General features: G+C 70.1%; 17 protein-coding genes, 1 tRNA gene, 1 other RNA gene and 1 pseudogene. 15 read left to right on the top strand and 5 right to left on the bottom strand.

All coding sequences use genetic code 11. The annotated features are described in order from the left end of the window. Positions 1-38: 38 nt before the first annotated feature. From R6Y94_RS39750 to R6Y94_RS39760, 3 genes are all read right to left on the bottom strand, one after another. Entirely contained in the window at positions 39-773 is a 735-nt protein-coding gene (locus R6Y94_RS39750) for an Rv3235 family protein (protein ID WP_318402052.1), read from the bottom strand. A 353-nt stretch (positions 774-1,126) separates the two neighbouring features. Next, complete coding sequence (locus R6Y94_RS39755) at positions 1,127-1,354, bottom strand: helix-turn-helix domain-containing protein (RefSeq protein WP_318402053.1); 228 nt, start codon at positions 1,352-1,354, stop codon at positions 1,127-1,129. A gap of 28 nt (positions 1,355-1,382) precedes the next feature. Further along, on the bottom strand, positions 1,383-1,577 hold the full coding sequence (locus R6Y94_RS39760) for a hypothetical protein (RefSeq protein ID WP_318402055.1): 195 nt from the start codon (positions 1,575-1,577) through the stop codon (positions 1,383-1,385). 253 nt (positions 1,578-1,830) lie between these two features. Between R6Y94_RS39760 and R6Y94_RS39765 the strand changes: the two genes are divergently transcribed. Further along, positions 1,831-2,343: a DUF6912 family protein gene (locus R6Y94_RS39765; RefSeq protein WP_318402057.1), complete on the top strand. Its 513-nt coding sequence runs from the start codon at positions 1,831-1,833 to the stop codon at positions 2,341-2,343. Positions 2,344-2,615: 272 nt separating this feature from the next. Here R6Y94_RS39765 and R6Y94_RS39770 read toward each other — a convergent pair. Beyond that, a pseudogene (locus R6Y94_RS39770) lies at positions 2,616-3,623 on the bottom strand (hypothetical protein); the annotation flags it as partial. A 379-nt stretch (positions 3,624-4,002) separates the two neighbouring features. On the opposite strand from R6Y94_RS39770, the gene pruA reads away from it, so the two are divergent. From pruA to R6Y94_RS39815, 9 genes are all read left to right on the top strand, one after another. Next, positions 4,003-5,631 carry an L-glutamate gamma-semialdehyde dehydrogenase gene (pruA, locus tag R6Y94_RS39775; RefSeq protein WP_318402058.1) on the top strand — a complete coding sequence of 543 codons (1,629 nt, stop codon included), beginning with the start codon at positions 4,003-4,005 and terminating at the stop codon, positions 5,629-5,631. Between the two features lie 363 nt (positions 5,632-5,994). After that, positions 5,995-7,563, top strand: coding sequence for a protein kinase domain-containing protein (locus R6Y94_RS39780; RefSeq protein ID WP_318402060.1), 1,569 nt, complete (start codon positions 5,995-5,997; stop codon positions 7,561-7,563). Positions 7,564-7,987: 424 nt separating this feature from the next. Continuing rightward, complete coding sequence (locus tag R6Y94_RS39785; protein WP_318402062.1) at positions 7,988-8,500, top strand: PadR family transcriptional regulator; 513 nt, start codon at positions 7,988-7,990, stop codon at positions 8,498-8,500. Positions 8,501-8,598: 98 nt separating this feature from the next. After that, positions 8,599-9,720 carry a peptide chain release factor 2 gene (gene prfB, locus R6Y94_RS39790; protein ID WP_318402063.1) on the top strand — a complete coding sequence of 374 codons (1,122 nt, stop codon included), beginning with the start codon at positions 8,599-8,601 and terminating at the stop codon, positions 9,718-9,720. Between the two features lie 164 nt (positions 9,721-9,884). Further along, positions 9,885-10,565 carry a cell division ATP-binding protein FtsE gene (gene ftsE / locus R6Y94_RS39795; protein ID WP_318402065.1) on the top strand — a complete coding sequence of 227 codons (681 nt, stop codon included), beginning with the start codon at positions 9,885-9,887 and terminating at the stop codon, positions 10,563-10,565. Positions 10,566-10,666: 101 nt separating this feature from the next. Continuing rightward, on the top strand, positions 10,667-11,542 hold the full coding sequence (ftsX, locus tag R6Y94_RS39800; RefSeq protein WP_318402067.1) for a permease-like cell division protein FtsX: 876 nt from the start codon (positions 10,667-10,669) through the stop codon (positions 11,540-11,542). Positions 11,543-11,677: 135 nt separating this feature from the next. Beyond that, positions 11,678-12,154: an SsrA-binding protein SmpB gene (gene smpB, locus R6Y94_RS39805; RefSeq protein WP_318402069.1), complete on the top strand. Its 477-nt coding sequence runs from the start codon at positions 11,678-11,680 to the stop codon at positions 12,152-12,154. 205 nt (positions 12,155-12,359) lie between these two features. Continuing rightward, positions 12,360-12,735, top strand: a transfer-messenger RNA (tmRNA) gene (gene ssrA / locus R6Y94_RS39810). Positions 12,736-12,951: 216 nt separating this feature from the next. After that, positions 12,952-13,458 carry a hypothetical protein gene (locus R6Y94_RS39815; RefSeq protein WP_318402071.1) on the top strand — a complete coding sequence of 169 codons (507 nt, stop codon included), beginning with the start codon at positions 12,952-12,954 and terminating at the stop codon, positions 13,456-13,458. Between the two features lie 69 nt (positions 13,459-13,527). Here R6Y94_RS39815 and R6Y94_RS39820 read toward each other — a convergent pair whose 3' ends face one another. After that, complete coding sequence (locus tag R6Y94_RS39820; RefSeq protein ID WP_318402072.1) at positions 13,528-14,331, bottom strand: S-methyl-5'-thioadenosine phosphorylase; 804 nt, start codon at positions 14,329-14,331, stop codon at positions 13,528-13,530. 115 nt (positions 14,332-14,446) lie between these two features. Between R6Y94_RS39820 and R6Y94_RS39825 the strand changes: the two genes are divergently transcribed. The 5 genes from R6Y94_RS39825 to R6Y94_RS39845 all read left to right on the top strand — a co-directional run bounded on the left by R6Y94_RS39825 (position 14,447) and on the right by R6Y94_RS39845 (position 23,092). Then, positions 14,447-14,584 carry a hypothetical protein gene (locus R6Y94_RS39825; RefSeq protein WP_318402074.1) on the top strand — a complete coding sequence of 46 codons (138 nt, stop codon included), beginning with the start codon at positions 14,447-14,449 and terminating at the stop codon, positions 14,582-14,584. Positions 14,585-14,595: 11 nt separating this feature from the next. Continuing rightward, on the top strand, positions 14,596-15,186 hold the full coding sequence (locus R6Y94_RS39830; protein WP_318402109.1) for a YqgE/AlgH family protein: 591 nt from the start codon (positions 14,596-14,598) through the stop codon (positions 15,184-15,186). A gap of 94 nt (positions 15,187-15,280) precedes the next feature. Then, positions 15,281-15,353, top strand: a tRNA-Ala gene (locus R6Y94_RS39835). 1,413 nt (positions 15,354-16,766) lie between these two features. Further along, entirely contained in the window at positions 16,767-21,977 is a 5,211-nt protein-coding gene (locus tag R6Y94_RS39840) for a LamG-like jellyroll fold domain-containing protein (protein WP_318402076.1), read from the top strand. Beyond that, positions 21,926-23,092 carry a carboxypeptidase-like regulatory domain-containing protein gene (locus R6Y94_RS39845; protein ID WP_318402078.1) on the top strand — a complete coding sequence of 389 codons (1,167 nt, stop codon included), beginning with the start codon at positions 21,926-21,928 and terminating at the stop codon, positions 23,090-23,092. Before R6Y94_RS39840 ends, R6Y94_RS39845 begins: the two co-directional genes overlap by 52 nt. Positions 23,093-23,158 lie beyond the last annotated feature (66 nt).

Genomic DNA, 23,158 nt, shown 5'->3' on the forward strand with positions numbered 1-23,158 from the left:
GCCAGCCGACGAGACGGTCGCGGTGCAGCCTGGCACTGTCAGAGCAGGGCGACAGCGGTGCCGACCCAGCTTCCCCGGCGCCGTTCGATCCGGAACGCCATCGCCCAGGTACGGCCGGCGACGCCGACCACAGCGGCCGCCTCGACGACCCCGGGACGCGGTTCACAGACCCTCAGCCGGCGCAGCCGTACGGTGTGGACCGGCTGGCCGGGCCGGCGTCGGCCGCAGACCCGGCTCGTGGCGGAGGCGAGTTGCGCGACCATGGCGGCGGCGTCGGGCGGACTGGCGAGGGCCCGTACGTGCCAGGCCGGCCGGTAGCCGTTGACGATCTCCAGGCAGGTGTCCAGGAACCGCTTCGCCGCCCGCTTCGCCTCGGGCGTGGCGCCGGCCACGGCGTCCGCGACCGGCGGACCGGCGGTGGCCCGGGAGGTGCCTGGATCCGGTAGGGCGGTGGCCCGGGAGGTGCCTGGATCCGGTAGGGCGGTGGCCCGGGAGGTGCTTGGACCGGGCCGGACACCCGGGGTGGCCGGCCGATCGGTGGGTCGGGTCGGGCTCGTCGGCACGGCGGCCGAGCGGGCGCTCCGGCCGGGGTGGGGGCGCTCGGCGACGGCCGACCGGAACCGTTCGACGGCGGGCGGGACGCCCCCGGACGAGGGTGCCAACTCGACCCAGGTCTCCGGGACGCATTCGTCGTCGAAGGGCGGATCAAGGGGCGGCACGGGGCGCAGGCGCACGGTGGGCCGGACAGGCGGCCGGGCGCGGGCGAGGGGCATCCTCACTCCCTTCTTGATCTTGCGTTTGCTTTCGTTTGCCTCCGACAGGCTAATTTCTAGCCGATGTACTCTCCGTCGTCAATGGCTCCACGGCCGATTGGTGGGCCGGTGGCGGACGCCGCTGCCTGCCCCACCGCCCCGAGACCGGAGACCGTGCCGGACGGTGGGTGCGAAGCCGATCGCCGTCCGGCCCGGCCACAGCCCTGCAGTACGGCGGTGGGAGGTGCGGCGACGGGCCATCGGGCCATGGGCGCGACGAGGTCTCCGTCCCATCGAGGCGGCTCGGAAAGGAGTGGGTGGTCGGACGGACGTTAGCCGAGCGGTCTGACACCCGCTGCGAAGCGGGACGGCGACTACTCGGGGAGACGCTCCACCAGCGGATTGCCGGCCACCCACTCGGCGGTCTCGGCGTACTTACGCTGGATGTACTCCTCCAGGCGGGCACGCTCCACCCGCCACTGGCCCCGACCGCCGATTTTGATCGCCGGCAGTTCACCGCTACGCACCATGTGGTAGACCTGCGAGTCCGAGACGTTCAGCTCGGCGGCGACGTCGGACAAGAGCAGGAACCTGGGTTCCACGGAGAACTCCCGGTAGTCGGTGGCTGCCTTAGTTTGCCACCGACTGCGGTGTCGTCGCCTCCGCCGTCAGGTCCCGCCCCGGCAGCGTACTGGAGTAGACCACGCTGGTGACCGAGCCGAGCCCGGCGATCCGATCCCGGACCTGCACGCCGCGCTCGACACCGGTGAGCCCGGCTTCGTCCTGCTGGAAACCCGGGACCTGGCCGCCTGAGGGCAGGGACACAGCAGGTCAAGGAGATGATCGGCGGCATCGAGTACGGATCCGGGAGGGCTTCCCGGTGGCCGGGGCCGACCCGGTGACCCGGGCCGTCGACCCGCTGACCGCCGCGGTGCGGTCGCCCTGAGCGGCGCGACCCGATCCGGGGTCCGCTGCCGCTCGGCGTGCCGCCGGTGTACTACCGTCGCGGGTGAACGGAGCGACGCCGCAGCCCGGACCGGGCGCCGTCGCGGGCCGGCGTCGAGCGGGGGAGACCTACGTGCCAGAGCAGCTCGTCCGGGTGTACGTCCCGGCCACCCTGCCGATGCTCGCCGAGTTGCGCCAGGAGGGCTGGTTCATGACGGCCCAGGGGCACGCGGTCACCCCCGAACTGCGCGAGTGGTACGCCGAGGGCGACGAGGAGGAGCTGGAGTACGTCGCCTTCACCCGGGCCGCCCAGGAGGCGCTGCGACTGCTCCGGGCCGATCCCGGGGCGGCCCGGCGCCGGGTCGTCGTCGCCGTGGACCTGCCGCCCGGGGCGGTGCACCGGGGCGACCCCGAACTCGGCTCCAGCACCGTGCGGCTGGGCGGACGGATCGGGATCGACGCGGTCGCCGCGATCCACCTGGACGGTGTCGACGCGACCGACGACGTCGAGGCCGCCGTCGACGTGGTCGAGCAGGCACTGGCCGGCGACCCGGACGCGCAGTTCACCGTGGACAGCGCCGAGGACCACGAGCTGGAGTGGTACGACCCCTCGGAACTCGACTCGCTCTCCGGCGCCACCGGCTGACCGAGCCCGGTGACGCCGGTCGCCATCGATGACTCAGGGCGCCCCGGCCGCGAGTCTGGGCGCGGGTGGGGTCAGCGGCCGGCGACCGGCTCCGGACGGTCCGCCGGCTCGCGGTCGTCCCCCTCGTCAGTGTCGGCGTCGGCGCCGTCCGTGGCCGGCGTGCCCGGTCGGGCAGACCCCGCCGTCGGGTCCCCGTCCGGAGCGTCCGGGTCTCCGTCCGGAGCGTCGTCCTCGACCCGGTCCGCCGGCTGGTCGCCCTCGGCGCCGTCCTGGTCGGAGTCCCGCGGGCCGGGTGGCGTACCGGTCGCCTCCTCGGCCGGCCGGAGCGTACGGCCGAAGGCGATGATCGCGGTGAGCGAGCCGAGGAAGAGCACCAGCAGAGCGTGGTTGATCCGGGAGCCGCCGAGCAGGCTCTGCGCGGCCCGGTCCGCCTCGCTGACCGCTCCGGCCAGCCGGAGCACTTCGGCCCCGGCCGTGCGGGTCAGCACCTCGGCGGTGAGCAGCAGCAGGCCCGGCCCGGCGCCGGCGATCAGGTACGCCGGCCAGCGCGGTGACGGCACCGGGCCGGTGGCCCGCTCGACGGCTCGCCGCCCGGCGATCCGCAGGTAGCAGAATGCCAGCAGCCCGGCGGCCAGCCCGCTGGCCAGCGAGGAGGTCCGGGAGAACCAGCGGAAGGCGGTGAGCTGCGACGCCTGGGTGTCGCCGGAGCCGTAGAGGTTGAGCACCGGGTCCTGGAAGTAGCTCAGCGCGAAGCCGACCGCGAAGACCGCCAGCCCGGCGGCGACCACGGCGGCCACCACCAGCGTGTTGCGCAGCGCTCCGGCGATCCCGCCGACCGTGGCGGCCGCCGCGGTGGTGCCGGCGAGGACCATGATCGCCGGACCCCCGCCGTAGCTGAGCGTCACCACCAGTGCCGAGAGGAAGCCGGTGGCGAGGCCGGCGACCAGCGACACGAGGAATCGGGGAGTGCTGCGCCACACCCCGAGCCGGGTCATCAGGTTTCCCAGGACCAGGCTGACCGCGGCACCGCTGACCAGGCTCGCCGAGATGACCCCGGGCAGGGCGTACGCCGCCGAGGTGATCGCCATCGAGGTGATGCCGGAGGAGGAGATCTCGGCCTTCGCAGACCAGAGCATCGCGGCCAGCCAGCCCAGGGCGAGCAGCGCGAGGACGACCGCGCCGGGCGCCGGTACCAGGGACGGGGCGGCCGTCACCGGTGCCTCCGGTTCGACCGGTTGGTCGGGAGCCGAGGTCGCGGTCGTGCCGGACTCTTTCGTCATCATCTCCCCTTCAGCAGGTGGCCGGCCGTGGCGGCGGGGCGGCGACGGGGGCTGCGGTGGCGTGGCCCAGTCGACGGTCCCTCAGCGTACGCGGGCCCGTCGGAGTGGTGGCCCGTGCCGGTACCGACGGGACGGAACGAACCTCTGCGGCGGGCGGCGCTGCCCGGGAAGTACCGGACGGGTGATGATCCGGTACGGCTGCCGCCGTGGTCGCCCACCGGCGAGCGGGTTGGTGGCGGTAACCATGTAAGGATTGGCGCAGGTCCCGCCCCCGTACCCCCGGCATCCTCCGGGGCACGGGGTCGAGGTGCCCGGCCGACCGGTCGGCACCAGCGGGTCCGGTTTCGCCGTCGCTGTCGAGATCGCCCAGGAGAATCCCATGGACGCCGTTCTCTCCGTACCCGAGCCGCGCAACGAGCCGGTCCGCGACTACGCGCCCGGCAGCGCCGAGCGGGCCAGCCTGCAACGCCGGCTCGGCGAGCTGGCAGCCGAACGGCTCGAACTGCCGATGACGATCGGCGGTACGCAACGGATGGGCGCGGGTGCCGCGATCGACGTCGTAGCGCCGCACCGGCACCAGCATGTGCTGGGGGTCACCCACAACGCAACCAACGCGGATGCGCAGGCGGCGGTGACGGCTGCGAAGCAAGCCGCCCCGATGTGGCGTGATTTGTCCTTCGCTGACCGTGCCGCCGTTTTCCTCCGGGCCGCCGACCTGCTCGCCGGACCCTGGCGAGACACCCTGAACGCGGCGACGATGCTCGGCCAGTCCAAGACGGCGATCCAGGCCGAGATCGACTCCGCCTGTGAGCTGATCGACTTCCTGCGCTTCAACGTCGCCTTCGCCCGCAAGCTCCTTGCCGAGCAGCCGCTGTCGTCGAGCGGGGTGTGGAACCGGTTCGACCACCGGCCGCTGGAGGGCTTCGTCTACGCCGTCACGCCGTTCAACTTCACCGCGATCGCCGGCAACCTGCCGGCCGCGCCCGCGCTGGTCGGCAACACGGTGGTCTGGAAGCCGGCACCGACCCAGCAGTTCGCGGCACACTTCACGATGCGGCTCTTCGAGGCGGCCGGCCTGCCACCCGGCGTGATCAACATGGTCACCGGGGACGGCATCGCGGTCTCGGAGGTCACCCTCGCCGACCCCGACCTGGCCGGCATCCACTTCACCGGGTCGACGAAGGTGTTCCAGAAGCTGTGGCAGGGCGTCGGCGAGAACATCGCGAACTACCGGGGCTACCCCCGGCTGGTCGGCGAGACCGGCGGCAAGGACTTCGTGGTCGCGCACCCGAGCGCCGACGTGGACGCACTGCACACCGCGCTGATCCGCGGGGCGTACGAGTACCAGGGGCAGAAGTGCTCGGCCGCGTCCCGGGCGTACGTGCCCCGCTCGCTCTGGGAGGGCGGCCTGCGGGACCGGCTGGCCGCCACCGCCGACGGGCTGGCGTACGGCGACGTCACCGACTTCACCAACTTCGGCGGTGCGGTGATCGACGCCAAGGCGTTCGCCCGGCACACCGCCGCACTCGACATGATCTCCGGTGACCCCGCCTGCCGGATCGTGGCCGGCGGCACCGCCGACGACTCCGTCGGCTGGTTCGTCCGGCCGACCCTCTTCGAGTGCGACGACCCCGGGCACAAGTCGTTCACCACCGAGTACTTCGGGCCGATCCTCGGGGTGCACGTCTACGAGGACGCGCGGTTCGAGGAGGCGGTGCGGCAGGCCGAGTCGGTCGCCCCGTACGCCCTGACCGGCTCGATCTTCGCGACCGACCGCCGAGTGGTCGACTGGGCCACCGAGACCCTGCGGTACGCGGCCGGCAACTTCTACATCAACGACAAGCCGACCGGTGCGGTGGTCGGGCAGCAGCCGTTCGGCGGTGCCCGGGCGAGTGGTACCAACGACAAGGCCGGCTCCTGGCACAACCTGGCCCGGTGGATGTCGCCGCGCACCGTGAAGGAGACCTTCGCCCCGCCGACCGACCACCGCTACCCGCACATGGGCTGACCCCCCGTTCGCGACTCCTGGCGGTCATGGGTTGATCGACCCTTCCCGACTACGGCGTCCCGGCTCAGGTCGATCGGGCCGGCGGCGGTCGACGGGAGTCGGGCCGCGATCCGGCTCCTGCTCGGACACCCGGGGCCCGGCACATCGCCGGGCCCCGGTTCCGTCGCGGGTCTGGCCGGGTGTCGGGTCCCGGGTTCGTGCCAGCCGTCCCGTCCGGCGTCCCCGGTTCGTGCCAGCCCGGCCAGCGCCGGCTCGCCACCCGATCTGATCGACCTAGCGTCACTCCCGGACAGCGGAAGGTGACCATTCGTCAGCCGGCGACGGTGGGACGGACGGCGACCCGGGGTCAGGGGAGGGCATGTGATGGATTCGGTGCTGTACGACCGCTACCGGCTCACCCGGGAGGTCGCCGCCGGCGCGACCGGGGTCGTCTGGCGGGCCGTCGACCTGCGCGACGGCGAGCCGGTGGCGGTCAAGATGCTGCGCCCGCTGGCCGCGAGCCGGCCGGACCTGGTGGCCGCGTTCGTCGCCGAGACGGAGATTGTCGTCGGCCTCGACCACCCGTGCCTGGTACGCCCCCGCGACGTACTCGGGGACGGGCGGGACCGGGTGCTGGTGATGGAACTGGTCGAGGGGGAGGACCTGCGCCGGCGGCTGCGCCGCACCGGACCGGTCCCGCCGGCGATCGCGGCCGAGGTGGCGGCACAACTCGCCGGTGCGCTGGCCTACCTGCACGGCCGGGACATCGTGCACGGCGACGTCAAACCGGGCAACCTCGTCGTGCCGGCCGACGGCGGCCTGGTCCGGCTGGTCGACTTCGGCGCGGCCCGCCGGGTGGGTGCCGGACCGGCCTGGCCGAACACCCAGGCCACTCCCGAGTACGTGGCACCGGAGGTGGTCGACGGTGCCGCACCCAGTCCGGCCAGCGACGTGTACGCGCTCGGCATCGTGCTCTTCGAACTGGTCAGCGGGCGTAGCCCGTTTCGGGGCGGGCCGCCGGCCGAGATACTCGACCGGCACCGGTATTGCCGTCCCGTGCCGCCGTCCGGCCTGCCGCCGGTGGTCTGGCAGTTCGTCGAGGACTGCCTGGCGGCCGATCCGGCCGACCGCCCCGACGCGGCACGGGCCGCCGTCCGGCTACGGGGCCTGGAGCCGGCGCTGGACGGCTTGGCCGCGCTGCCCCGGCCCGCCGCCAACCAGGTCACCTGGTGGCCCCGGGCCGCCGGCACGGCCACCGGGACAGCCCCGGTCGGCCGCTCGCCGGCCCCGGCCGCCGCCCGCGCCCCCTGCCGGCCGGACACTTCCGTACTCGCCGGACGGGGCTGGTCCGGTGCGGTCGACACTGTTGCGTCGCCCGGCCCGGCGGCGGTGCCGGATCTCGGCCGGTGCCGCCGGTCACCCGCTGCGGCCGTGCTGGTGGGTGCCGGTGCGATCGTCACCGCCGCAGTGCTGGCTGCCCTGCCGACCGGTGCCGGGACGGTGCCCGATCGGCACCGGGGAGCCGTCCCCGTCGCACCGAGTCTGGTGGGATCGGCGCCGGACGGTGCCGGGTCGCCGGCCGGCAGCCTGCCGCCGACGTTCGGTGCCGGGCCGACGCGTACCGGCCACGGGGTGCCGTCGGCCGGTCCGACCGGGGCGGTCGACGGCGAGCCGGCACCGGGTGGGACGGTCCCGGTACCCGGCGACACCCGGAGACCCGGGGACCCGGACGCGCCGGAGAGCGGCCAGGATCCGCTGGTCGGTCCCGAGGAGCCGGGTACGACGCCGCCCGGCGAGCCCGAGGCCCGGCTGGAGCGGTCCGGGTCGGAGCCGACCTGCCCCCGTTCGCCGAACCGCCCGCCCCCGGCGAGGACCGGCCAGGCGTACGGCAGGATGCTGTCCAGCCTCGACGGCCCGGACCGGTGCGGGTGCCTGCCCTGTGCCGGTCGCTGAGCCACCCATCGGTGGAGCGGACGGCCAGACGGCGCCTTCCGGCAAAAGCCCACATAAGCGATGAAAGTTGACTAACCTCCGCAATTGACACTTGCCCCGGCCGAGGTGCGGCTGGCTGTCGACCGGGCAGCGCGCGGGAGCGGGCTCCAGGGGTACCCGATCCCGCCGGACCGCCGGAGTTGACGGCCCCGACCACCGACGGTGATCGGACCCGCGCGGTGCGGCCGCCGGGGTGGCGCCGGGACGGGGCCGCCGGGGCGGTACGGGGCCGTCGGGTGGTCGGCTCCGCCGTGCCCGGCGAGCCCCGATTCATCGATCGTCCTCATCCGACTGTCGTCCCAGAACAGTGCACAATGGAGACGACGAACCAGCGGATAGTGCCAAATCCTGGACGCGGCGCCGGCAAAGTGGCAGCGTGGAGGGCATGGCGGATGTTGCAATCAATCCCACCGCGGCAGCCCTGCTCGGGCTGCTCCACGAAGGACCGATGACAGGCGGCCAGCTGATGGCCGCCGCCGAGCGGCGTTTGGCGCCGTACTGGTCGATGACCCGCAGCCAGGTCTACCGGGAGTTGCCGGCGTTGGCCGAGCAGGGACTGGTCCGGCTCGGCAAGCCCGGCCCCCGGTCCAGCCAGCCGTACGCGATCACGGCGGCCGGGAAACGGACGTTCTCCCGCTGGCTCACCGAGACGCCGGGGCGGGACACGGTGCGTAACCCGACCGCACTCCGGGTGGCCTTCGGCCCTCAGCACTCGGCCACCCAGTTGCGCACCCTGGTGAGCAGCGCCAACGAGTACCACACCGAGGCGCTCGCGGCAGCCCGGGAGCAGGCCCGGGACGCCAAGAAGGCCGGTGACTCGTACGGTGCCGCCGCCCTGGAGTTCGCGGTGGCGTACCACAGGGCTGCCTTGTCCTGGCTGAAGAGCGCCCCGGTCTGATCCGGATCCGGCCCGGCCGGCCGGTCCGGCGGACGCGCCGAAGCGCAACGCTCCCGGCGACGACCCGGTCCCGCGGACGACCAGTACTCTTGACTGTCGTGACCGCTGTCGAATACGCCGACCAACTCAAGGATCTTGACGCTACGCTCCGCAACATCGAGGCCGTCCTCGATGTCGATCGCTTGCGTCAGGCCAAGGCGGAACTGGAGGAGGCGGCCTCCGCGCCGGACCTGTGGGACGACCAGGCCCGCGCGCAGGAGGTGACCTCCAAGCTTTCGTACGTCAACGGGGAGATCGCCAAGCTGGAGAGCCTGCGCGGTCGGCTCGACGACGCCCGGGTGTTGCTGGAACTCGCCGAGGCGGAGGCCGACGCGGGGGTGCTCGGCGAGGTCGCCACGGAGATCGGCGGGCTGACCAAGGCCATCCAGGAGATGGAGGTTCGCACCCTGCTGTCCGGGGAGTACGACTCCCGGGAGGCGCTGGTGGCGATCCGGGCGGGCGCCGGTGGCGTGGACGCGGCCGACTTCGCCGAGATGCTGCTCCGGATGTACCTGCGCTGGGCCGAGCGGCACGGCTACCCGACCGAGGTCTACGAGACGTCGTACGCCGAGGAGGCGGGCCTGAAGTCGGCCACCTTCGCGGTCAAGGTCCCGTACGCGTACGGGACGCTCAGTGTCGAGGCCGGAACGCACCGGCTGGTCCGGATCAGCCCGTTCGACAACCAGGGGCGCCGGCAGACCAGCTTCGCCGGGGTAGAGGTGCTGCCAGTCACCGAACAGACGGACCATATCGACATTCCGGAAAACGAGCTGCGGGTCGACGTCTACCGTTCGTCAGGGCCGGGTGGACAGAGCGTGAACACCACGGACTCGGCGGTGCGGATCACGCACATCCCGACCGGCATCGTGGTCACCTGCCAGAACGAGAAGTCCCAACTCCAGAACAAGGCGTCCGCGCTGCGCGTGCTCCAGGCCCGGCTGCTGGAGCGGAAGCGCCAGGAGGAGCAGGCCAAACTGGAGGGCCTGAAGACCGACGCGGCCGGGTCGTGGGGGGACCAGATGCGGTCGTACGTCCTGCACCCGTATCAGATGGTGAAGGATCTGCGTACGGAGCAGGAGACGGGCAACCCGGCTTCGGTGTTCGACGGTGATTTGGACGGATTTATCGAGGCTGGCATCCGCTGGCGGAAGCAGCGCCAGCTTGCCGGTGACGCGGCGTGAACACGGCTCGCGTCCATGTCGCTGCGGTGCGTCGACATCGGTGATCGTTTCCATGTGCGGGGCGTGAGGACCGCCGGACGCAGTGCAGTTTCGCGATAAATGTGGCTCGGACAGGCCGGGCTCCGGGCTTGGCCTTTTCGTTACGACGCGTAGACTCACCACCCGTGATTCAGCTTGAGCAAGTGACGAAGACGTACCCGAAGGCGTCCCGGCCGTCGCTCGACAGCGTGTCGGTCTCGATCGAGAAGGGTGAGTTCGTCTTCTTCATCGGTCCCTCCGGTTCCGGCAAGTCGACAATCATCAAGCTGCTGCTGCACGAGGTGACACCCAACAAGGGCCGGGTGATGGTCAACAGCAAGGACGTCACCTCGATGCGCTCCTGGAAGATCCCGAACTTCCGGCGCTCGATCGGCTGCGTCTTCCAGGACTTCCGGCTGCTGCCCAACCGCACCGCGTACGAGAACGTCGCGTTCGCCCTCGAGGTCATCGGCAAGACCAAGGCGGTCGCCCGCCGGGTCGTGCCCGAGGTGCTGGAGCTGGTCGGGCTCGGCGGCAAGGAACACCGCTACCCGCACGAACTCTCCGGCGGTGAGCAGCAGCGCGTCGCGGTGGCACGGGCCTTCGTCAACCGGCCGCTGATCCTGCTGGCCGACGAGCCGACCGGAAACCTCGACCCGGACACCTCGATCGAGATCATGCGCCTGCTGGACCGGATCAACCGCACCGGTACCACGGTCGTGATGGTCACCCACGACTCCAATATCGTCAACCAGATGCGCCGTCGTGTCATCGAGATCGAGAGTGGTCGCATCGTGCGTGACCAGGCCCGGGGCGTCTACGGCTGACCTGCCCCGTCGTGCCGCCGCGGCCAGCCCTCGGTCGCGCCCGGCACCGGCCCTGAATCGACGACGAACGACTCCTGCGGAGATCCGGAAGGAACCCCCCGATGCGCTTGAAATACGTCCTGTCCGAGGTGTTGGTCGGGCTGTGGCGCAACGTGACCATGACCATCGCGATGATCATCACGATGGCGGTCTCACTCACCATGCTCGGCGCGAGTGGCCTGATGTACCTCCAGGTCGACGCCATGAAAGACGCGTACTACAAGGACATCGAGGTGTCGATCTTCCTCGTCGCGGGCGTGACGGAGGAGCAGCGCACCCAGTTGCAGACCGACCTGGAGGGCGACCCGCTCGTCCGGGAGGTCAAGTACGAGTCCAAGCAGGAGGCGTACGAACGCTTCCAGAAGCTGTTCGCGGATTCACCCGACCTGGTCAAGGCGGTGCAGGCGGACAAGCTTCCCGAGTCGTTCCGGGTCAACCTCGTCGACCCGGAGCAGTACCAGAAGATCTTCGACACCTACAAGGGCCGCGAGGGCATCGACGACATCATCGACCAGCGCCGACTGCTCGAACAGATCTTCAACATCCTCGGCGCGATCCAGAACATGGCGCTGGTCTCGGCCTCGGTGATGGCGATCGCCGCGCTGCTGCTGGTCGCGAACACCATCCAGGTGGCCGCCTACAGCAAGCGCCGTGAGGTCGCGGTGATGAAGCTGGTCGGTGCCTCCAACTGGTTCATCCAGGCACCGTTCGTGCTGGAGGCCGTGGTGGCCGGCCTGCTCGGCGCGATCATCGGGTTCGGCGCGCTCGTGCTGGGCAAGATCTTCCTGCTCGACGGCTCGCTGCGGGATCTGACCGACCTGCTCACACCGATCGAGTGGAGCACGGTGCTGCTGATGTTCCCGTTCATGGCCGGGGTCGGTGGCCTGGTCAGCGCGGTCACCGCCTGGGTGACGCTGCGGTTCTACCTGAGGGTCTAGCTCTCCGCCGCGGTCGCGGCTGTCGATCAACCCCAGGGCCCCTGGCGCGCGTGAAAAGCGCGAGCCAGGGGCCCTGTGTCGCGAGGTAGCATTGCGCGGTTGTCCACGGGTACGACGAGGAAGGGGTGTGTGCCGATGCCACGGGAGAAGGGGCGGAAGGTCGTCGCCTCCAACCGCAAGGCGCGGCACGACTACGCCATCCTCGACACCTACGAGGCGGGGATGGCGCTGACCGGCACCGAGGTCAAGTCGCTGCGCGCCGGCCGGGCGTCCCTGGTCGACGCCTTCGCCCAGGAGCGGGACGGCGAAATCTACCTGCACGGCATGCACATCCCGGAGTACGCCCAGGGGACGTGGACCAACCACGAACCCCGGCGTACCCGCAAACTGCTGCTCAACCGCCAGGAGATCAGCCGGCTGATCGGCAAGCTGAAGGAGAGCGGCCTGACCCTGGTGCCGCTCTCGGTCTACTTCTCGGACGGCTGGGCCAAGGTCGAGATCGGCCTGGCCAAGGGCAAGAAGTCATACGACAAGCGGCAGGATCTGGCCAAGCGCGACGCCGAACGGGAGATCTCCCGGATCGCCGGCCGGCGTGGCAAGGGCATGGGCTGACCGGCTCGTCCTGCCGTCCGGCCGTCCCGGCCCCGGAGTCGCATCTGGGACGGCTGTGATGCATGTTACCGCCGATCGTCCGTTCGAGCGGTGTGGCGGGGCGGTATCTGGAATGAAGTCGGCGGGGCGAGGCGTTAGGCTTGGGGTAGCCGCCGACAGGCGGTGCGGAAACTCCACCGGTCCGCGTCCGGACCAGTGGGACACAGGGGGTGACTGGTTTCGACTTCGTACGTTAAGGCAGGGGAAGCGAGCCGAGGAAGCCGACGTCGTCTCGAGAATCGTTCGTCGGAAACCAATAAGCGCCAAGCAGAATCGCGCTGACTTCGCTCTCGCCGCCTGAGGCGGGTAGCAAGTCTGTCGGCCTGGGAGTGCCTTCGACCCAGTTAGCCGGCATCAGCTAGGAGGCTGGCCAACCGGACCCGGTCGCGGGGTCTGTGCGGCGAGATTAATCAGCGACTGGGCCCGTCACACCGACTCGCTCGCGTGATCGGAGGGGCCGAGTAGAGGCATAGCGAGCTGCGCTCGGAGAAGCCCTGGCAAGGCGACGAAGGACCCGGGTTCGATTCCCGGCACCTCCACGACATCGGCGGCGTCCCGATCCGGAAGGACCGGGGCGCCGCCTTCTGCACGTCTGACCGCCCCGACGGACTCGCAGCCGTCGCCGTGGCTGGTGGGGCCACTGCGTCCGATGGGACGTACGGGACAAATGAGCCGGGCCGCAAGGGTCGACAGCGGTGCACGGTGGGCCGCACCATCGGGTTACGTTTCCGGTAGGTGCCGCTCTGCGGGAGGTGGTCATGCCGACCGACCCGAACCAGCACCAACTATCGATCTCCGTGCCGTCCGCGCCGCCGTCGCCGGCAACGCCGACCGGGTCGACGACGGCACGGACGGCCCGACGGCGCCGGGCCGCACTGCTGGGCGAGATCCACCTCCTCAAGCAGGCGATCGCCGCACCGACCCGGGATCCCGGCTGGCGACCCCGGGTCCGGTCCAGCCTGGGTGGACTGCGAGGCGCTCTCGCCGAGCACGTGGTGAGTACCGAGGGACCCGACGGGCTCTACGCCGAACTGCTGGACCACGCGCCACGACTGGCTCGGGGCGTACACGTGCTGATCCGGGAACACGCGGCGGTGGTCGCCACGATGGCCGCGCTGCAACGTCGGGTCGACCTGCCGGAGATCGGCGTGACCGAACTCCGGAACCGGGCCACCGATCTGCTCCGGGAACTGTCCCGGCACCGGCAGCGCGGCGCGGACCTGGTCTACGAGGCGTACCAGACGGACATCGGCGGGGAGACCTGACCGGACCTCCACACCAGCCGCGCCCGTGCGCAGGACAGCTTGATGCCGTCGAGGCTGTGTCGGCCGTGCTCAGGGCAGGTCGATCGGCAGCTTGATGCCGTCGAGGCTGTGCGGGCACGGGCAGTCGCGGTCGCTGGAGAGCCGGCCGACCGCGTCGAGCAACACCTCGCGCAGCCGCGCGGTGTTCTCGCCGAAGACCCGGAACACCTCCTCCTGGGTCACCGCGTGCCCACCCTCCACTCCGGCGTCGAGATCGGTGACGAGCGCTACGGCGGTGTAGCAGAGCGCCAGCTCGCGGGCGAGTACCGCCTCCGGGTGCCCGGTCATGTTGATGACCGCGCCACCGATCGCGGAGAACCAGCGCGACTCGGCCCGGGTGGAGAACCTGGGCCCCTCCACCACCACCATCGTGCCGCCGTCCTGCGCCTCGATCCCGTGCGCGGCCGTGGCGGCCAGCACGGTGTCCCGGCCTCGTGGGCAGTACGGGTCGGCGAACGAGACGTGCACCGCGCCCCGGTCGTAGTAGGTCTCTGCGCGGCCACTCGTCCGGTCGATGAGCTGGTCCGGAATCACGAACGTCCCCGGGCCGAGTTCCGGCCGCAGCCCGCCGACCGCGCAGGGGGCGAGAACCTGGCGTACGCCTAGCGACCGCAACGCCCACAGGTTCGCCCGGTAGGGAATCAGATGCGGTGGAAACCGGTGGTCGCGTCCGTGCCGAGGCAGGAAGGCGATGGTACGACCCGCCACCTGCGCCACCGTGATCGGATCGGACGGCGGCCCGTACGGCGTCTCGACCCGGTGCTCGGTGGCCTCCTCAAGCAGGGCGTAGAGCCCGGATCCGCCGATCACCGCGAGTTCCGCCTGCGGACCCATGCCCCCGCCTCTCCTGCTCAGCGCTCATCCGGGCTGCCAATTGTCGTCAAAGCGCTCTGTGGACTAGCCCTACAGACCTTAACCAGCACCAGTGCCGCAAGCTATGGTGCGTGGCATGGCGTTTACTGCGCGCAGGATCACCATCGATCCTGCGGATCCGGCGAGGCCGGTGAAGGGCCGGGTCGTGGTGACCGACGACGAGACGCGGCGGCGGTCCGGGGAGTGGTTCCTGGTCCTCGGGCCGGCCGAGTAGCGGTGGCTGGCGTGTTCGGCGAGGGGCAGGCGATCGGGGGACGGTCGATGGAGTCGATGACCGGGCAGTTGCTGGTCGCGACTCCTGCGCTGAAGGACCCGAACTTCGACCGGACCGTGGTGCTGCTGGTCGCCCACGAGGCGGGCGGTGCACTCGGGGTGGTGCTCAACCGGGCCACCGAGGTACCGGTCTCCGAGGTGCTCGGCGCCTGGGGCGGACTGGCCCGGGACCCGGCGGTGCTCTTCGAGGGCGGTCCGGTGCAGCCGGAGTCGGCGATCTGCCTGGCCCGGATGCGTACCCCGACCCAGCGGGTGAAGGGCATCCACCAGGTCACCGGGGCGGTCGGCACGGTGGACCTCTCGGTCGACCCGGACCGGCTCCGAGATTCCGTCACCGGGATACGCGTCTTCGCCGGCTATTCGGGCTGGTCCCCAGGGCAGGTCGAGGAGGAGGTCGCCCGGGGCTCGTGGTTCGTCCTGGACGCGCTGCCCGGCGACGCGTTCATGGAGCGCCCCGACGACCTGTGGCCGATGGTGCTCCGCCGGCAGGGCGGGATCATGGCGGCGGTCGCGCACTTCCCGCCGGACGTACTGCTCAACTGACCCAGGGCGGCACGGTAGCCCCTCGGATGACCCGGGCCGCGAGGGTGTGTACTATTGCGCGGGTGCCTGGGAGACCGGGCAGGCAGTAAAGCAAGGGGCCGTGGCGCAGCTGGTAGCGCACCACACTGGCAGTGTGGGGGTCAGGGGTTCGAGTCCCCTCGGCTCCACCTTGTGTTTGTGCAGGTGAATCGGCATCAGTCATCGACTGGCGCCGATTCTCTGTGATCTTGTGGTCACAGCCATGGGCACGCAGCGCCCCACACTACGCCTCGGCGACCAGTGTTGAAGCGTCCGAAGAAATCGCCTCTGACCAGGGATTGTTTCTGCTCCTCGGGCTGTCCGGGATGCCTGGGCCGAAATGTGGGGCGCAAAACCGTGTAGTACGGCGGTGCCGGCCCGTATCGCTACGTACGGATCGGTCGCCGGGTTACCCGCTCGACGCCTGTCCCCGAGAGGGACATCCCCGGCGGGTGATAGCCGGGGCCCAACAGCCGCCGACAGCGCCGTCTCAATCCAGAACTGTCGGAGGTTGTTGAAAATCTAGGTCTTTGATCGATGCGGATTCAGTGTCTGCTGCGCCCGCCGTGCGCGGATCGCAACTGCGTGGCTTCGGGGTGGTTCTTGCGAGCCTGGAGGGATGCTGCGCCCGGTGCTCGCGCCAGGCGAGGATCGCAACTGCCTGGTGCGCCGTACGTACCGGCTCGACCAGTCCGGGCCCTACGCGGCACTCGCGGACACCGGCGGCCCGCCACAGAGACCTCATGGCTCGGTCGAACCTGGCGTCGTCGGTTGGGCCGAGGGCCAGCATCAGTTCGTAGAACCCGCCCGCCCAGTTCTCGGCGTGGCTCATGTCGTCCGCGCTTGCCATCGCACCAAGATTCACGATTCCGCAACCCCTGTCATCTGGGTTTCCCAGCACTCCCTCGGTACGTGCGCTGGCTGCAAGACGTACGCCGGTACCAGCCCTCAACGGTGTCCCGCCGGCTGTCGATCGTGGTTGGTTCTACCGGGGCTGCGTCATCGACGCCATCTCGAGCGCTCGCCAGCCGACTACGTCCGCCGACCCACCGTGCCGGCCAAGTCACCGACCCTCGGACTGGAGGCACCTACAGTTCGAAGCCCTGATCACCACCGCCCGATCGCCCGACGCGTCGGTGATGTGACCTTCATCACTTGGTGAGAGGCCGAATCACACTATACATACGGACATGTCCCACCTGAAGGTGACGCTGCCATCGCTTTTGGTATCCCACCAATGTGGACAAGTATGTCTGCATCAAGATCTTTCGATTCTAGATATCGATGGACGTCGCCAATATGATGTGACCTGATCACTACTTTCCGTAGCCTTCGGGGGAGGCTGCATGTCCGGCGATCGTGTACGTCGTGGGTCGGGGAACGTTGTACGTCGGAGCCGTTTCGTACCGATCGCGCTCTCAGTCGCCGCGCTGATCGGTTCGATACTGGTGGTTCCGGCAGCACCCGCCACGGCACGGACGCCCGCGCCGACACCCTCATGCACGGACGCTCAACCGGACTTCGCAGCCGCCCGGGCGATGGTGGAGATGTGCAACCGGCGGGTGGAGGTCCTGTCGGAACGGACGGAATTCTCCCAGAACTACCTGAACGTCGATGGCTCCCGGACTGTCGAGGAGAGCATCGAACCGGTACGAGTACGCAAGGGCGGCTCCTGGGTACCGGTCGACACGACGCTGAAGGTGACCGAACGAGGTGTCGTTCCCCGGGCGACGGTGCTGCCGATGGTGTTCTCCGCCGGCGGGGTTGGGCATCTGGCCCGCCTGACCCATCAAGGTCGAGAGCTGGGTATGACCTGGCCCGCCGCACTCCCCGTGCCGGTGGTCAGGGGTGACACGGCGACCTACCCCGAGGTACTGCCCGGCGTGGACCTTCGAGTCACCGCACACGCGCAGGGGTTCAGCGAGCTGTTGGTCGTTCGTACCCGGGATGCCGCGACGAACCCCAATTTGACGTCGCTCCGATTCGGCCTGTCGACCAAGGGGGTCGCGGTCTCGACAGCCGAAGGAGGCGGCCTCGTCGCCGTGGACGCCGCAGGGCGCACGGTGTTCGCGGCGCCGGCCCCCCTGATGTGGGACTCCTCCAGGACCGACGGATCGTCAACGGTCGAGCCGGCTCCCGACGAAATCGGCGATCGGTCCCAACCGAAGACCAAGCCGGCCCGGGGTGCAGCGGCGCGGACTCCGAGCGAGGACGACGAGCCCCGGAATGGAGTAGGCACCGCGGTGATGCCAGTCCGGGTCGACGGCAATACCCTGACGATCACGCCGAACCGGAACTTGCTGACCGCCCCAGACACCGTGCTGCCGATCTACATCGACCCGTCCTGGACGGGCAACATCTCGGGTAACGCCTGGACCTCGGTGTGGAGCAAGCACAAGTCGAGTTCGTTCTGGAAGAACTCGACGGCGCTGAACAACGGCTCGACACACGGCTCGGCTGGCGCGGGACGCACCGAGGACTGCTCCGGATGCGCCGACCACATCGTCCGGTCGTTGTTTACGATGAACACCTCCGTGGTCCGCGGCAAGCAGATCATCGATGCCAAGTTCCGGGTGGAGCAGAAGCACTCCTGGACCTGTAACCCCAAGTCGAACGCGAAACTGTGGCTTACCGGAGGCATATCGTCAGGCACGACGTGGAATAACCAGCCGTACTGGGACGGCAAGTACACGGCGCAGAGTGCGGCGAATCGCAAGGTCGGTTCGGCGCACGGCTGCGCTGGTCCGGGCACTGTCGAGTTCAACGCGACCGCGATGGTGACCCGAGCCGCAGCCAACAACTGGTCGACCCTGACAGTGGGGTTGCGTGCCGCCAGCGAGGGCACGCTCAGTCAGTGGAAGCGCTTCAACCACGCTTCCCCGAAGCTGGCCATCACCTACAACACGGCACCCGTCGCGCCGAGTAACCGGCTGTCGGACGGGAAGGCCTGCGCGACCGGCGCGAGCCGTCCCTACGTTCGGACGTTGACGCCGACCCTCGCTGCCAAGCAAACCGACCCTGACAACGACCAGGGGCTGACCACCTGGTTCTACTGGTGGCAGGCGGGCCAGAGCCGTACTACCTCGAACCGGGTCTCACAGGCTGCCGGCAACAACACGACAGTGTCGAGGCCGATCCCGGCGAGCCGACTTGTCGATGGGCAGAGCTACGTGTGGCAGGCTCAGACGCTGGATCCGCGCACCGCCGGAGCCTGGTCCGCCACCTGCGAGTTCACGGTCGACGTGACGCCGCCGGCGGAGCCCTCCTCGGTGACCTCGGCAGACTACCCGCCAGACTCACCGACTACGCCCGGGCAAGGCGGAGTCGGTATCGGCGGCGAGTTTGCCATCGCGGCCCCAGCCAGTGGGAACGCCGAGGTCGCCGGCTACGCCTGGACGTTGGACAGCGGTCAGCAGCCGTCGGCGGCGAACCAAATCTCCGCATCCGGCTCGCAGCCCGTGACGGTCAGCTATCGACCGGTTCGGGACGGGGTACACACGCTGCGGGTATGGACCAAGGACCGGGCAGGGTGGTACTCGCCGGACCCCTACCTCTATACCTTCAAGGTAAGGGCCGGCGCGGGGCCCGCCGCCGCCTGGACGTTCGACGAGGGCAGCGGTCCCGCCACGGACGCCAGCGGACACGGCAACACGCTCACACTGTCGGCGAACGCGAGCCGCGTCCCGGGGCGCGGCGGCGTGGGGTACGCGGTTGAACTGAACGGCGCCGCGCACGGCTCGACCACCGGGCCGGTGTCAACGACAGATCCGGTCACCGAGGCGTCGATGCCGGTCCGGACCGACTCGAGCTACACCGTCGCCGCCTGGGTCCGGGCGCCGAGTACGACCGGCGTGACCGGTTTCCGTACCGCAGTCGCCGCCGACGCTACCCGTCAATCCCCATTCATGCTCGGCTACAGCGCAGACACCAACAGATGGCGGTTCAGCGTCAGCACCGCCGACCTGGACGACAGCGGGCTCTATCACGCATCCTCCGACGCGGCACCCGTCGCCGGGCGCTGGACCCATCTGGCCGGTGTCTACGACGCGGCCAACAGACAGGTCCGGCTCTACGTCAACGGCACGCTCCAGACGACCACCGCCACGACACCGAGCACCTTCAACACGAGCGGACCACTCACCATCGGCAGACGGATGTGGAACGGCACAGCCGACGGCTATTTCACCGGCGCCGTCGACGACCTGCGGTTCTACAACTACGTCGTGAATTCGTCCGAACTGCTGCCATTACCACTGCCGCTGCTGCCGACGATCACCCTGCTTCCCGGTGACACGGCGCCGGTCGGCGGCACTGCCACCGCGATCATCGGGTCCGGCGACGACACCAACATCTCGTCGTACCGGTACAGCATCGGTTCCGACACCCTGAACCAGACGGCCACTCCCGCAGCCGCCGGAGGCCCGGTGACTGTAGCCCTGCCGACCGGGACGGCCGGGACCGTCAGCATCTACGCCGTCGCCGTCGACGGCAACGGCCGGCAGTCCCCGGTCGCGGCCCAGGCCCGGCTGACTGTGACACAACCGGCGACCCTGACCGGGTTCGTCACCGACACCGAGTTCACCCCGTTGCCGGGAGCGGTGGTGACCGTCGGCTCGACCGGGCGCTCGGCGGTCGTGGCCCCGGACGGCTCGTACACGGTGACCGGCTTCAACGCCGGCGTCCACACGGTCCGGGCGACGTATGGCGGCGTGTGCGGCCTGGAGGCGGTCGCCGACAACGTCGAAATCGCCGGCGAGACGATGCTGGATCTGATGCTGGCCCCGGTGACCGACCGGCTGGGCTACACCTGTGCGGCGCAGCCGACTGCGTTCCAGGCAGCCGACCAGACGGTAGTGACGCTGACCGGAGACAACGCGGTCGCCCAGGTGGGACTGCCGTTCGCGTTCCCGTTCTACGGCCAGACCTACCGGTCGGCCTGGCTCGACACGAACGGACTGGTGTCGTTCACCGACCCGGGCGGCTCGCATCCGTACACCGGCACGGAGCTGCCGGCACCCGCCGCACCGAACGCCCTGGTGGCGCCCTTCTGGGACGACCTGGTGGTGGACGCGGCGGCGAGCGTGCGGACCGCGACCACCGGTACCGGGCCGGACATGCGCTTCGTGATCGAATGGCGCAACGTGCACCGCAAGGCGTCGGCGGCGCAGCGGCTGTCGTTCGAGGTCATCCTGGCCGCGGACGGCACAGTGACAACCAACTACGACGGCTTGGACAACGAGGCCGAGCGCGGTGCGCAGGCGGCGGTCGGGATCGAGGCGCCGGCCGGCGAGGACGGCCTGCGGTACTCCGCAGGTGAGGCGGTACTCGCGAGCGGTCAGGCGGTGGTGTTCGACCACCCGGAGGCGGGCAGCCCCATTGAGGTCTACGACCTGTCGGGTTCGCTGGTCAACGCCGCCGGTGCGCCGGTGGTCGGAGCCACGGTCCGGCTCGACCCATCGGGCCTGGCGGCGACGACCGGTGCCGGCGGGGCCTGGCGGTTCGACGACCTGGTGGCGGATAGCTACACCGTCGCCGCGAGCGTGGGTACCCGGTGCCCCACGGTCGCCGCCGTCCAGGTGGAACTGACTGCGGACGTCGTGCAGAATCTACGGCTCGGGCCGGACTACGGCCAGCTGGGCTATGCCTGCTCGGTAGGCGCGTCCGGGTACGTGGCGGCGTCGACCGTGTTCAACCTGACCGGCGACGACGCCACCGCCCCGATCACCCTGCCGTTCCCGGTCATGATGCATGGCCGCAGTTACTCGTCCGGTTTCGTCCACACCAACGGCTTGGTGAGCTTCGGCCCGACGGTGGGAACCAACCTCTGGAACAACCTGAGCATGCCGAACACCTCGGCGCCGAACGCCGTGGTGGCGCCGTTCTGGGATGACCTCGTGATCGACGGTCAGGCCAGCATCCGTACCCAGGTGTCCGGAACTGCGCCCAACCGATCGCTCGTCATCGAGTGGCGGAACGTGTTGATCTACGACTTCGCGCCTGACCGGGTGACATTCGAGGTGGCATTCCACGAGGACGGCCGGATCGTCTTCCACTACGGCGCCATGGACACCCCGTGGAAGCACGGCGGGGCTGCCACCGTCGGAATCGAGAGCGCATCGGGCAGGGTCGCCGCCCAGTACTCGCACCACGAGGCCGCGCTCACGCCGAACTCGTCCATCACCTATACCCCGGCCCCGGCCGGCACGATCAGTGGCACGGTGACCACAGCGGTCACCTCCACGCCGCTGGCCGGGCGGACCGTGACGTTGAGCCCCGGCGGCGCGACCGCCACGACGGGCGCGGACGGTGGTTACCAGTTCACCTCGCTGCCGGTCGGCGAATACTCGGTGCAGGTGTCGACGGGGGACAACCGTTGCGCGGGCCAGCATGCCGCGGAGTCCGTCAGCCACACCGGCGGGGTGTCGGACGTGGATCTCTCGGTCATGGTCGACGGGGACGAGTTCGGTTACAAGTGCACCACCGGCGCACAGGCGTTCATTTCCGGCAATGTCGTCGAGGACTGGTCCGGGGCCGACACGGTCTGGCCGAAGAATCCGCCGTTCCCTGTGAAGTTGTACGGCAACACCTACACCTCGGCGTGGATCAGCGCCAACGGCCTGATCACCTTCCGTGATCCGATGTACTTCGGCTGGATCGGCTACACACCCAGCGCTATCCCGTCGCCGACGGCGGAGGCGTACCCAACGCGGCGGTCTATCCCATGTGGGACGACTGGGTCGTCGACGCCCAGGCCCGGATCGCCACCCGGGTAAGCGGCTCCGCGCCGAACCGGCAGTGGGTGGTGGAGTGGCGCAACGTACACCACGCCGCCGACCCGACGGCACGGGTCACCTTCGAGGTGATCTTCAACGAGGGCGGCGAGGTCACCTTCGCCTACGCCGACATCAACGCCGCGAATTCGCGGGAGCGCGGCTCCGGCGCGCTCGTGGGCATCGAGAACGCCTCTGGAACAATCGGCTTCCAGTACGCCTTCAACGAGCAGGTACTGGCCAGCGGCCAGGGCGTCCACTTCGCGCCCAACCCGCCCGGCACCGGCACGATCGCCGGCACGGTCACCTGCCAGGGCAGTCCCGTCGCCGACGCCACCGTTGCCGTGGCTGGCCAGTCCACCACGACCGGCGCCGACGGCACGTACCAGGTCGGTGACGTCACGGCCGGTACGTACGCGGTCGTCACCAGCATGCCATCGGGTCAGCCCTGCCGTGGATCCCAGGTCGGGCAGGCCACGGTCGGCACTAACACGGAGGTCACGCTCGATTTCGCGGTGGCGGCCACTCCCGCCGGAGCCGGCTACCTCCTGGCCGAGCAGGCGGTGCCGTACGTGCCGGCAGACACCACCGTGCTGCCGCTGACCGGCGACGACGCGTACCGGCAGGTTAATCTGCCGTTCCCGGTCACGCTGTACGGCCAGTCGTACGGCACCGGGTGGGTGGACACCAACGGACTCGTCTCGTTGATCGACCCCGGTGAACCCTCGCCCGATGCCTGGCCGATCCCCTCACCGGAGAGCCCGGAGGAGCCGAACGCGGCGGTCTACCCGTTCTGGCACGACTGGGTGGTCGACCAAACCGCCAGCGTGCGGACCGCGACCCGGGGAACAGCGCCGAGCCGGCAGTTTGTCGTCGAGTGGCGTGACGTGCACTCCTACGAGGATCCCACCACCCGGATCACCTTCCAGGTGATCTTCGACGAGGCCGGTGGCTACTCCTTCGCCTACGCCGACAACGACGGCACCTACCTGGAGCTCGGCGGCGGCGCCACCATCGGCATCGAGAACGCCGACGGCACCGTCGCGCTGCAGTACACCTACCGCCAACCGGTACTCCATCCCGGCCTGGGCCTGCGAATCAGCCCGGTCGGTCCCTGACACCGCCCGACCCCGCCGACCGCGCGCTCCCGGAGGTTCTCGGTGCAGTCAATCCTGCCGTCAGCT

The organism is Plantactinospora sp. KLBMP9567 (assembly GCF_033446045.1).
Classification (GTDB): domain Bacteria; phylum Actinomycetota; class Actinomycetes; order Mycobacteriales; family Micromonosporaceae; genus Plantactinospora.